Genomic DNA, 1,485 nt, shown 5'->3' with positions numbered 1-1,485 from the left:
TCATTGATTTGCTATTTCTGTGTAAGATGAGACCGAGCCTGTGAGGCGAATGGCATTATCTTCTCAGAAACATTTTCTGTGTCACTAGGACAACTGAATTTTTAGACTCGTTTCAGGCGAGCTTTTAATAACACTACCCTACTATAAATAGTAAGTGGCGTCCCCAAGGGGATTCGAACCCCTGTTACCGCCGTGAAAGGGCGGTGTCCTAGGCCTCTAGACGATGGGGACACATAAATGTATCACTAGGACAATTGATTAGTTTAACTCACATCCTGAGTTTTAAGGTAATTGCGCTTAATACAAGTAAAGACTCGAGCTTTAATTGTGACGCTATTTTCTCGGTAAAACCGCCTTTAACTAATTAAAGCTAAATGGCGTCCCCAAGGGGATTCGAACCCCTGTTACCGCCGTGAAAGGGCGGTGTCCTAGGCCTCTAGACGATGGGGACACAGAAAACTGCTACCCTAGGACAAACACTAATAAGTTGGTGGAGCTATGCGGGATCGAACCGCAGACCTCTTCACTGCCAGCGAAGCGCTCTCCCAGCTGAGCTATAGCCCCAACTTATTTACACACGCTGTGATAAACACGTCGTGTATTGCTTAGTGCGGGGCGCATTCTATGCACCACCCAAAATAAAGTCAACAGTTTTTTGTTCTGCTTTATTTAAATGGTTTATTTTTCAACAAACTGGCTACCAAGCAGGCTAAAAAGGGCAATTTACAGTAAATTAGCCCCTTGAGTGTATTATAAATTATGGCTGGATGATTAGATAACCCCTGCTCTGCTTGTTTTAATTTTTATTGAGCATAGAAAAGGTATACATTTATATGCAAATTCAACTTGGCATATTTAGTTCATCGTTCAATGACGTATCCTTACTTTATGCCTTGGCATAATAACCACTTTACGCACTATTAGATCGCATTGGTTTTTTGCGGATTAAAATTGGTTTAATTTAAAGGCGATTTAATCACGGCGTAAATTTATAACTTAAGTGATTACTTTATATAAGCTGCACTTTATGATCAATAAACACACCACAGCAACTAAGTTAAAATAGATTGGCTTATTACTTTCTTGATTTTCGATATTAACTATCTAAGCCTAAACAGATAATACGGCGTTTATTTAAACACTAAGCATTGATTTGTCGATAAAACAAACTCCAAACATTACTTGTTGTTTATAAAACCCCCACTCAGCACATTTTTATCATTCAAGTGTTGACACATTTACAACTCTATCTATAATAGCGCCCCACAACAACGCAGCATTGTGTTGTTGTTTAGATGTGGGTGATTAGCTCAGTTGGGAGAGCATCGCCCTTACAAGGCGAGGGTCACTGGTTCAAGTCCAGTATCACCCACCACTTTTTATAAGTGTTCACATCTAAATTTCTATATGAGTAATTAGCTCAGTTAGAAAAAGAGAGCATCTCCGCTACTAATAAGCAACGGCGAAGTTCACTGGTTAAAGTCC

The 1,485-nt window shown here is 39.7% G+C and carries 4 tRNA genes; 1 reads left to right on the top strand and 3 read right to left on the bottom strand.

Features of this window, described 5'->3' with window-relative positions:
- Window positions 1-155 precede the first annotated feature (155 nt).
- The 3 genes from H5079_RS00540 to H5079_RS00530 form a co-directional block, all read right to left on the bottom strand.
- A tRNA-Glu gene (locus H5079_RS00540) sits at window positions 156-231 on the bottom strand.
- Window positions 232-375: 144 nt separating this feature from the next.
- A tRNA-Glu gene (locus H5079_RS00535) sits at window positions 376-451 on the bottom strand.
- Window positions 452-488: 37 nt separating this feature from the next.
- Window positions 489-564: transfer RNA gene (locus H5079_RS00530), tRNA-Ala, on the bottom strand.
- Between the two features lie 735 nt (window positions 565-1,299).
- On the opposite strand from H5079_RS00530, the gene H5079_RS00525 reads away from it, so the two are divergent.
- Window positions 1,300-1,375: transfer RNA gene (locus H5079_RS00525), tRNA-Val, on the top strand.
- The last annotated feature ends 110 nt before the right edge of the window (window positions 1,376-1,485 follow it).

Source organism: Pseudoalteromonas sp. SG44-5, from assembly GCF_014164175.1.
Classification (GTDB): domain Bacteria; phylum Pseudomonadota; class Gammaproteobacteria; order Enterobacterales; family Alteromonadaceae; genus Pseudoalteromonas; species Pseudoalteromonas nigrifaciens.
Note: the sequence above shows the minus strand (reverse complement) of the source record. Positions and strands in the feature narration are given on the sequence as shown.